This is a genomic window from Paenibacillus sp. CFBP13512, assembly GCF_005233705.1.
Lineage (GTDB): Bacteria > Bacillota > Bacilli > Paenibacillales > Paenibacillaceae > Saccharibacillus > Saccharibacillus nuruki.
This window is the reverse complement of sequence record NZ_QGAD01000021.1, coordinates 48,807-59,336: the sequence shown is the minus strand read 5'-3', so window position 1 is coordinate 59,336 and position 10,530 is coordinate 48,807. Positions and strand designations below refer to the sequence as shown.

General features: G+C 38.8%; 9 protein-coding genes. 8 read left to right on the top strand and 1 reads right to left on the bottom strand.

Annotation, left to right across the window (positions count from 1 at the left end; genetic code table 11):
* Positions 1 to 248, top strand: a 248-nt coding sequence (locus tag PaeCFBP13512_RS23430) for a hypothetical protein (protein WP_206665614.1), incomplete at its 5' end; no start/stop codon positions are given.
* A gap of 147 nt (positions 249 to 395) precedes the next feature.
* Here the strand turns inward: PaeCFBP13512_RS23430 and serS are convergent.
* Positions 396 to 1,697 (bottom strand): serine--tRNA ligase, encoded by a 1,302-nt coding sequence (gene serS, locus PaeCFBP13512_RS20635; protein ID WP_137225660.1) that lies wholly within the window; start codon positions 1,695 to 1,697, stop codon positions 396 to 398.
* Positions 1,698 to 2,410: 713 nt separating this feature from the next.
* On the opposite strand from serS, the gene PaeCFBP13512_RS20630 reads away from it, so the two are divergent.
* The 7 genes from PaeCFBP13512_RS20630 (at position 2,411) to pssA (ending at position 10,454) form a co-directional block, all read left to right on the top strand.
* Positions 2,411 to 2,872, top strand: a complete 462-nt coding sequence (locus tag PaeCFBP13512_RS20630; protein ID WP_069328322.1) for a CtsR family transcriptional regulator — start codon at positions 2,411 to 2,413, stop codon at positions 2,870 to 2,872.
* A gap of 27 nt (positions 2,873 to 2,899) precedes the next feature.
* The gene (locus PaeCFBP13512_RS20625) at positions 2,900 to 3,424 is read left to right on the top strand and encodes a UvrB/UvrC motif-containing protein (protein WP_069328323.1); all 525 of its coding nucleotides are present in this window, start codon (positions 2,900 to 2,902) and stop codon (positions 3,422 to 3,424) included.
* Positions 3,425 to 3,437: 13 nt separating this feature from the next.
* On the top strand, positions 3,438 to 4,511 hold the full coding sequence (locus PaeCFBP13512_RS20620; protein ID WP_137225658.1) for a protein arginine kinase: 1,074 nt from the start codon (positions 3,438 to 3,440) through the stop codon (positions 4,509 to 4,511).
* A 20-nt stretch (positions 4,512 to 4,531) separates the two neighbouring features.
* Entirely contained in the window at positions 4,532 to 7,027 is a 2,496-nt protein-coding gene (gene clpC / locus PaeCFBP13512_RS20615) for an ATP-dependent protease ATP-binding subunit ClpC (RefSeq protein ID WP_069328325.1), read from the top strand.
* 198 nt (positions 7,028 to 7,225) lie between these two features.
* The gene (gene radA / locus PaeCFBP13512_RS20610; protein ID WP_069328326.1) at positions 7,226 to 8,599 is read left to right on the top strand and encodes a DNA repair protein RadA; all 1,374 of its coding nucleotides are present in this window, start codon (positions 7,226 to 7,228) and stop codon (positions 8,597 to 8,599) included.
* 12 nt (positions 8,600 to 8,611) lie between these two features.
* The gene (gene disA / locus PaeCFBP13512_RS20605; RefSeq protein WP_069328327.1) at positions 8,612 to 9,688 is read left to right on the top strand and encodes a DNA integrity scanning diadenylate cyclase DisA; all 1,077 of its coding nucleotides are present in this window, start codon (positions 8,612 to 8,614) and stop codon (positions 9,686 to 9,688) included.
* Positions 9,689 to 9,743: 55 nt separating this feature from the next.
* Positions 9,744 to 10,454: a CDP-diacylglycerol--serine O-phosphatidyltransferase gene (pssA, locus tag PaeCFBP13512_RS20600; RefSeq protein WP_069328328.1), complete on the top strand. Its 711-nt coding sequence runs from the start codon at positions 9,744 to 9,746 to the stop codon at positions 10,452 to 10,454.
* Positions 10,455 to 10,530: the final 76 nt, after the last annotated feature.

Sequence of the window (10,530 nt, the reverse complement as noted above, 5' to 3'; positions counted from 1 at the left end):
GACCGTTAAGCCCTCCAGCGCCGATGGTACTTGGACCGCAGGGTCCTGGGAGAGTAGGACGTTGCCAAGCAACGCGCAAGACCCAAAGAGTGATTCCTATTTACAGGAGTCGCTCTTTTTTTGTTTTGTTTTTGTTTATTGATTTGCTTCGTTTAGATGTTGTACGAAATATATGGAATATCTATATAATCTCTATAGAACAAATCGATTTACGAACTGACTTAACAGATGCTAGAAATGAAAAATAATACTTTTGAAAGTATAAAGTAACTTACATGATGATATTAAATATATATTGAGCTAGATCAATAGAGTATATTACTGTAAAATACTCATACTAGCATATAAAAAAGGACATCTTTTAAATCAAAGATGTCCTTTTTTTCATATACAATTTAAAGAAAATTAGGATTTGCTAATTTTGCTTTATTATTGAGATAAGGACGGAGCGCTAATGGAATATAGATGCTTCCGTCTTCATACTGATGATTTTCCAATAAAGGGATTAGTATACGTGGTGAAGCGACGGCTGTGTTATTCAGCGTATGACAATATTGAATATTACCTTCACTATCTTTGTAACGTATATTGGCTCGTCTAGCTTGAAAATCATGAATATTAGAAGAAGAATGGGTTTCTCCATAACTTTGTCTGCTCGGCATCCATGTTTCAATATCATATTGTTTGTAGGTTTTTTGAGACATGTCTCCTGTACATACGGCTACCACTTGATAAGGAAGTTCTAATAATTGAAGTAACTCTTCAGCATTAGCTGTAATCTCTTGGTGAATGTGTTCAGATATTTCAGCATTTGCTTCGCAGAAAATGACTTGTTCTACTTTGGCGAACTGATGAACTCTATATAGTCCACGCACGTCTTTACCTGTCGATCCTACTTCGCTACGGAAATTTTGAGAAACAGCGGCTAATCGAATAGCACCTTGAGAAAGGTCAATGATCTCATTTTGATAATAAGAGACGAGAGCTACTTCAGAAGTTCCTGTTAACCATTTATCTTCGTTTTCTATTTTAAAAGTCTGATCTATTCCTAAAGGAAAGAAAGCTGTATTGCTTAGAGCCGAACTTCTTACTAACGTAGGAACCTCCATAGGAAGATAACCTTTGGCCAGTAATAGATCCAAAGCAAGTTGTTGTACTGCGCGGTGTAGCAAAGCACCTATACCTGTTAAATAATAATTACGACTCCCCGCTACTCTTACTCCTCTAGAAGTATCGATCATCTGATGGATCTCACCTAGTTCTATATGATCTTTAAAAGCGAATGGGAACTCTGGTGGTGTACTCCATGTACGAATGACTACATTATCTTTATCCGATTGTCCTTGAGGCGTGTCTGGAGAAACATAATTAGGAACAAGTTCCATCAGTTGAGTATATTCCTGTTGAACAACTTTACTTTTTTGTTCCAATTGTTGAAGTTCTCGATTGATTTGTTTGACTTGATCTTTAAGGGCTTGGATCGTTTCTATGGGTAATAACGACTGTTGTTGCATATGACCACTAATAGTATGTGTTAACTGATTTCGTTGCTGACGCAATTGTTCGATCTGCTGTAAATATTGATTTTTGAGCTGGTTTTTTTCAAGAAGAGTTGTGATCGATACGTCTATTTTTTTCTGATCAGCCACCTCTTGTAGTTCTGTAAAATGATTTTTAATATACTGGATGTCTAACATAAATCACCGCTCCTTTTTCAAATTGAAAGATAAAATGCACAAAAAAGCTCCTCATCACTTGGGACGAGGAGCTTTTTGCTCGCGGTGCCACCCAACTTGATCAAATACTTTATAGTATCTGATCCTCTTAGGTTTCGCGATAACGGGCGAAAACCGTTTAACTTAGGAAGCAACAAGTAGAAATCTATCATTTCTTTGCTGCTTCTTGCCGAGAACGCCTCCAGGTTGGATTCCTTTCGATGGCCGTTTCATAGTATTGAATTTGTTGTATTGTAGCGTACTTTTAAAAAAAGTGTCAAGGGATACTTGCAACTAATTTTTGTTTCTGATAGGTTGTATACAACTAAATTCTTAAAAATATGATTTTCTATATTATATTTTGTCTAAACCCCTTGGCAAATTCTGAAAATATGTTATAATTAATTAAAGTCAAAGAAAGTCAAAGTCAGCGACTATTCAAAATAATAACTGATCTAGTTATTGCGAGATATGAATATACCTGATGGTTTGATGTTAAATAGGATTTATGAACTTTTGATTATAATGATCAGATTATTCATGAATCTATTGCTGTATCATCAAACTGTATATCTTCTTTGGTTTCTTACGATTAGGTTTATGGTTAAGTGATATCTATCTGCTATTTTGAACTTATGATAAATGGATCAAAGTTAGAATAAGTAAATGTTTTAAACATGATGGAGGAATATACAATGCGTAATATCTCCGACATTATCGAACAATATCTAAAACGAATGCTGCAAGATAGTGGAGAGGGAGCAGTCGAGATACAGCGTAATGATTTAGCTGATCAATTCTCTTGTGTACCTTCGCAGATCAATTATGTAATTAGTACACGTTTTACATTGGAAAAAGGATATCTGGTTGAAAGCAAGCGCGGTGGCGGTGGTTATATTCGTATCCGGCGTCTTGAATTGCCTGCTCAAGCTATTCTTCATACTCATATTCATGAGAGTATTGGACAGCATATGAGCCAGACAGCTGCTGAAGGTTTGGTATATCAGTTACTTGAAGCTAGAGTCATTTCCAATCGTGAAGCAGAACTGATGCGTGCAGCAGTATGTAGAGATGTTATTTCGATCAAGCTTCCCTACAGGGATGAGATCCGTGCAAGAATGATGAAGGCGATGTTAATTGCATTGCTTCGTCCCTAATCATTCGGGAGAAAGGGGCAATACGTGATGATTTGTCAAGAATGTCAGGTAAGACCGGCAACTCTTCATTTTACTAAAATTGTTAACGGTGAAAAAAATGAGTTTCATATTTGTGAGACTTGTGCTCGTGAAAAAGGCGAATTGATTCCGGGAACTTCCGGAGGCTTTTCGATTCATAGTCTACTATCTGGTCTAATGGATTTTGATTCTAGTAGTAAAGGGCAACTTGCCGGGCAATGTAGTGAAGATGTTCATTGTGAAGAATGTGGTATGACATATACTCAATTTCGTAAATTAGGACGATTTGGGTGTAGTTCATGTTATAAAACGTTTGATAATCAATTAGATCCTCTTTTTAAAAGAGTACATGGCAGCACTTCTCATGCTGGCAAGCTTCCTAAACGAAGTGGAGTCAAAGTTAAAATCAAGCGTCAAATGAGTGACTTAAAGCAAGAATTAAAAGAACGTATTGCTGAAGAGGAATTTGAAGAAGCCGCACATTTGAGAGATGAAATACGCGAGCTAGAAAAACAAATTTCACAGGAGTCATAAGGAGGAATAACTTATGCCGAATCTCCGTTTTACAGAAAAACCTTTGAGCGATTGGATGCAAAAGGGCGGAGAATATTCGGATGTTGTGATCAGTAGTCGGGTGCGTATAGCCCGTAATCTGATACATCACCCTTTCCCGATTCTGGCAAATATGGAGCAGGCGCAAGATGTACGGAACCAGTTAACAGAAGTGTTGAGTAATGAAGCACTTCAAGATTTGGGACCGTTCGAGCCATTGCTTTTAGATGAATTAGAAGATGTAGATCGCCAAGTGTTAATGGAGAAACATTTGATCAGTCCCAATTTACTGAATGATTCCAAAAGTGGAGCTGTTCTGCTAACCGATGATGAATCTGTTAGTATCATGGTAAATGAAGAAGATCATTTGCGTATCCAGTGTTTATATCCTGGATTTCAATTGCAAGAAGCATGGGAACGTGCGACTCAAATTGATGATGCTTTTGAAGAAGTAGTGGACTTTGCTTTCGATGATCGTAGAGGTTATCTGACAAGTTGTCCAACTAATGTAGGTACAGGGCTTAGAGTGTCTGTAATGCTCCATCTACCTGCACTGGCTATTATGAATCAGGTAGGGCGTGTGTTATCTGCTGTATCTCAAGTAGGACTTGCTGTACGAGGTCTATACGGAGAAGGTAGCGAAGCGATCGGAAATATTTTTCAAATTTCCAACCAGATTACATTGGGCTTAGCTGAAGAAGAAATCATTGATAACTTGCACAGCGTTGTTTTACAACTGATAGAGTATGAACAACATGCTCGCAGTCGTTTGCTAAGCGAATCCAAATTGCGTGTAACTGATCGAATTATGCGTTCGTATGGAATACTTTCTTATTCAACGATGATGGATTCCAAAGAAGCTTTTCAACGCATTTCCGATGTACGCTTGGGTGTAGACCTTGGTCTTATAGATAAAGCTTCTGTTACACAAATGAACGAATTAACGATAATGACACAACCGGGTTTTCTTCAGAAAACATTCGGTGTTAAAATGGGGTCAGGAGAAAGCGATATGTACCGAGCGCAACTGATCCGTAATACATTAAGTAATGTAAACGTACAAGACTAAACCGTGGAGGTGCTTTAGATATGATGTTTGGTAGATTTACGGAACGTGCGCAAAAGGTTCTTGCGTTGGCACAAGAAGAGGCAGTTCGTTTGGGTCACAATAATATTGGTACAGAGCATATTTTGCTTGGTTTGATTCGTGAAGGTGAAGGCATTGCAGCCAAAGCACTTATCGGTCTAGGTCTTGGACTTGAAAAAATTCAAGATGAAGTAGAATCATTGATCGGTAGAGGTCAAGAACAACCTACTAATATCGCTTATACACCACGTGCGAAAAAAGTTATTGAACTTTCTATGGATGAAGCTCGTAAATTGGGTCATACCTATGTAGGTACAGAGCACATTTTATTGGGATTGATTCGTGAAGGTGAAGGCGTAGCCGCTCGTGTTCTTAATAATCTAGGTATTAGCTTAAACAAAGCTCGTCAACAAGTATTGCAATTGCTTGGTAGCAATGAAGCGGTATCTAGTCATCATGGTACACCAGCTAACGTGAGTACACCTACTCTAGATAGCTTGGCACGTGATTTGACAGCTATTGCTAAAGATAGCAACTTGGACCCTGTAATTGGACGTAGCAAAGAGATTGAGCGTGTCATTCAAGTGCTTAGTCGTCGTACCAAAAACAATCCAGTGTTGATCGGTGAACCAGGGGTTGGTAAAACAGCAATCGCTGAAGGATTAGCACAAAAAATTATCAATAATGAAATTCCTGAAACATTGCGCGACAAACGTGTAATGACTCTAGATATGGGTTCTGTAGTTGCTGGAACTAAATATCGCGGTGAATTTGAAGATCGTTTGAAAAAAATCATGGATGAAATTCGTCAAGCAGGTAACATCGTACTGTTTATTGATGAGTTGCATACGTTGATTGGTGCTGGTGGAGCTGAAGGTGCTATTGATGCTTCTAATATTTTAAAACCAGCATTGGCTCGTGGTGAACTACAATGTATCGGTGCGACAACACTTGATGAGTACCGTAAATATATCGAAAAAGATGCAGCCTTAGAACGTCGTTTCCAACCTATTACTGTAGATCAACCTTCACCTGATGAAGCGGTTCAGATCTTAATGGGATTGCGCGATCGTTATGAAGCTCATCACCGTGTAAAAATTACAGATGAAGCGATTGTACAAGCTGTTAAATTGTCTGATCGTTATATCACAGATCGTTTCTTACCGGATAAAGCGATTGATTTGATCGATGAAGCAGGATCTAAAGTAAGATTAAACTCTTATACAATCCCGCCAAATCTTAAACAATTGGAAAGTCGATTAGAAGATATCCGTAAAGAGAAAGATGCTGCTGTACAAAGCCAAGAGTTTGAAAAAGCAGCTGCTTTACGTGATACAGAACAAAAAATTCGTGAAGAATTAGATACGACGAAAAATCAGTGGAAAGAAAAACAAGGTCGTACGGATTCTGAAGTAACTCCAGAAGATATTGCTGATATCGTAGCAAGCTGGACAGGTATTCCGGTAACGAAATTGAAAGAAGAAGAAACAGATCGTCTATTGAACATGGAAGAACTGTTGCACCAACGTGTTATCGGTCAAGATGAAGCTGTTGTAGCTGTTAGCCGTGCGATTCGTCGTGCTCGTGCTGGATTGAAAGATCCTAAACGTCCAATGGGTTCCTTTATTTTCTTAGGACCTACAGGGGTTGGTAAAACAGAATTGGCTCGTGCTTTGGCAGAATCTATGTTTGGTGACGAAAATGCGATTATTCGTATCGATATGTCTGAATACATGGAGAAACATTCTACTTCACGTTTAGTAGGGGCTCCTCCAGGATATGTAGGCTATGAAGAAGGCGGTCAATTGACAGAGAAAGTACGTCGCAAACCGTATTCTGTAGTGCTATTGGATGAGATTGAAAAAGCTCACCCAGAAGTATTTAATATCTTGTTACAAGTATTAGAAGATGGACGTCTTACTGATTCTAAAGGACGTGTTGTCGATTTCCGTAATACGTTGATTATTTTGACTTCCAACGTCGGTGCAGATGCAATTCGTCGTAATTCTACGCTTGGATTTACAGCTGCTGTAGATTCTGGAGCAGATTATAAAAACATGAAGGGTAAAGTAACCGATGAACTGAAACGTAGTTTCCGTCCTGAGTTCTTGAACCGGATTGATGATACAATTGTATTCCACTCCTTGGAACAAAAACATATTGCTGAAATCGTAACGTTAATGTCTGAAGAATTGCGTAAACGTCTACGTGAATATGCAGTAGACTTTACTTTGACAGATACAGCTAAAGCATTCTTGGCAAAAGAAGGATTCGACCCTGCTTATGGTGCACGTCCATTACGTCGTGCAATCCAAAAACATATCGAAGACAAATTGTCTGAAGAATTGTTAACAGGTGGTATTGTCAAAGGAGATACGTTGATCATCGATGAAAAAGACGGTGCTTTGACTGTAGAGAAAGTAGCTAAAACAGAAGCACCTGTAGAAAACATTTCGATTGATGAATCTACATCGGATGAAGCTAAATCTTCGAACTAAGTGTAACTTATTTATCATCATTTACGTCTAACTAAAGGTTGGTCCTTGAGAGCAGAATTTGCTCCGGGATCAACCTTTTTGATGTTATAATAGAGAAGATGTATCGCAAAGATGTAAAGTTTACAATATTGTTTTACGATAAAACGTATAGAATGTTAAGCTTATAATAAGTTGACATCAATATAGAGGGAGTTATCCATGGCTAAAGTCAAAACCAAGTTTTTTTGTACAGAATGTGGATACGAATCTCCAAAATGGTATGGTAAATGTCCGGGATGTCAGTCTTGGAATAGTATGGTTGAAGAAAAAGAAAGCAATGTAAAAACACAGGGGATGAATTCTTCTTTATTTCAGACACAGACGAAGCAAAAACCGCAAGCCATTACAGAAATTGAAAGCGGCAAAGAACCTCGCATCCAAACAGGGATTGGAGAACTAAACCGTGTATTAGGTGGTGGTGTTGTTCCAGGTTCGCTAGTCTTAGTCGGTGGAGATCCGGGTATCGGTAAGTCTACATTGTTATTACAAACTTCCTATGCGCTAACACAAGCTGGATTACGTGTTCTTTATATATCAGGAGAAGAGTCGGTAAGACAGACCAAGTTACGTGCAGAACGTCTTGGAGCCTTATCAGATCAATTATTTGTACTTTGTGAAAGTAATATGGATCTGATCGAAGAAGCGATCGATCAATTAGATCCTCATTTTCTAGTGATCGATTCTATACAGACGGTATATCAACCTGAAGTCACTAGTGCACCGGGTAGTGTATCCCAAGTACGTGAGTGTACATCACGATTTATGAGAGTAGCCAAAATTCGTGGAGTGGCTACAGTGCTTGTAGGGCATGTTACCAAAGAAGGCGCAATTGCAGGCCCAAGGATGCTTGAACATATGGTAGACTGTGTACTTTATTTTGAAGGGGAACGTCATCATACGTACAGAATATTAAGAGCTGTTAAAAATCGTTTTGGTTCTACCAATGAAATGGGTATTTTTGAAATGCATGAAGATGGGTTGATCGAAGTCTCTAATCCGTCTGAATTATTTATATCAGAACGTTCGATAGGTGTAGCTGGCTCCACAGTAGTTGCCAGTATGGAAGGCACCCGCCCTATGCTTGTTGAACTACAAGCGCTTGTTGCTGCAACTCATTTTCCTTCTCCACGTCGTATGGGAACAGGTGTCGATCATAACCGATTGAGTCTGATTATTGCTGTATTGGAAAAGCGGATGGGGATGTTTCTACAAAATCAGGATGCTTATCTGAATGTAGCAGGTGGAGTGAAATTAGATGAACCTGCTGTAGATCTAGCAATTGCAGTCAGTCTAGCTTCTAGCTTCAAAGACGTTCCAACCAAACCAGATGATGTGATATTTGGAGAAATTGGATTGACTGGTGAAGTGCGTGGTGTATCTCGGGCAGAACAACGGGTTAAAGAAGCTGCCAAGTTAGGATTTAAACGAGTGATTTTACCCGAAAAAAGTCTGAAAGGATGGAAGCATCCTAAAGGTATACAATTAATCGGTATTAATACAGTAGCAGAAGCATTAAAGGCTGCGTTAGATTAGGGGGACATAATGATGAAAGAACTCAGTCAGCTTGAGAAGATGAATAATTTGTTGAAAATGGTTGCGCCTGGTACAGCTTTTCGCGATGGATTAGAGAATGTATTGCGCGCTAAAACAGGAGCATTGATTGTGGTTGGTTACAGCCCGCAAGTTAGAGAAGTTGTCGATGGAGGATTCTCAATTGACTGTGATTTTTCACCAAACTATCTGTACGAACTGGGAAAAATGGATGGAGCGATCATTTTAAGTGATGATCTCAAGCGTATTTTATATGCGAATACACAGTTGATTCCTGATTCTTCGATATCTTCATCCGAAACAGGGATTCGTCACCGTACAGCAGAGCGTGTAGCCAAGCAAACAGGAGAATTAGTCATTTCGATTTCACAGCGTCGGAATATCATTACGCTATATCAGGGTAATCTTAGATATGCACTGAAAGAAATTGGTGTTATTTTGACCAAAGCCAATCAAGCGATTCAGACATTGGAACGTTATCGGGCGGTGTTGAGTCAATCCTTTACCAACCTGACAGCTTCTGAGTTCGAACAATTAGTGACGATTACAGAAGTAGCAGGTGTAGTACAACGTGTAGAAATGGTACTACGTATACAGACAGAGATTCGGCGTTATGTTAATGAGTTGGGTGTTGAAGGTCGTCTTATCACCATGCAAATGGAAGAATTGATTGGCAATACCGAAGAAGAATTTCTATTGTTGCTTAAAGACTATGGTCGGGATAGTAGCGATGAACGTCTTAATGAAATCACCAACAGTCTCAAACGTACCACAGAAAACGAATTGTTAGATATTACACAAATTATTAAGTTGTTAGGATATCCGACAGCAGCAGCTCAATCTGAAGAAGTTATTTCTTCTAGAGGATATCGCGTACTTAGCAAAATTCCACGTTTGCCGAATGTGATTATTCATAATTTGGTGGAACGCTTTGGTGCATTGCATCATGTGATTGCAGCAAGTATTGATGATTTGGATGAGGTAGAAGGTATTGGGGAAGTACGAGCACGGACGATTCGAGCAGGGTTACATCGCATCCAAGATCAAGTATTCATTGACAGACAAATTTAATTTAGCTACAATCGTGAGATGAACTGGTTAATATATCCATCTTTGAGGTGAAAAAATGATAACAAAGTCAATTCCAAACATTTGTACGTTATTTAACTTATGTCTTGGGATGGTAGCTATTCTAATGGCGCTTAATGATAATTACAGTCTTGCAGCCATTATGATCATAATAGCGATGTTGATGGACGGTCTGGACGGTCGTATGGCACGTGCGCTTAATGCACAGAGTGAGTTTGGAAAAGAGTTGGATTCACTGTCTGATCTTGTTTCTTTTGGCGTAGCACCTATTATTATTATGTATGATATAGCATTTAAAGAGTTAAATCCGGTATTAGCTATTTCGGCATCTTTAATTTTTCCAATGTGTGGAGCACTTCGTCTAGCAAGATTTAATGTACGGGCTGGAGTTCCAGGGTATTTCACAGGATTACCTATTCCAGCAGCTGGTGGTGTGTTAGCTACATTGTCTTTATTTCATAATGATGTGACTACACCGTATATGATTATAAGTACTATTTTATTGTCTTACTTGATGGTCAGTCGTGTACGCTATCCTAATTTCAAAAAAGCAGGTATTCCACGTAAAGCTTTATGGTTAGCTCCTTGGGTCATTATTGCTGCGGTCTTTATTGCAGTGATGTTTCCTAATCAGGTATCCAAATTAATTTTTGTACCGTTAGCGTTATATGCGTTATTGGGCGTGAAGCAAAGTATAGACCGCCTCATTCGTCGACGTTCTAAAAAAGAAAAAGAATCACTTCGATAACTTTTACAGCACATGTTATGCTTAAAAGCATTTATTTCTCTACTTCCCGGGAAATGAATGCTTTTTTTTCATGGGA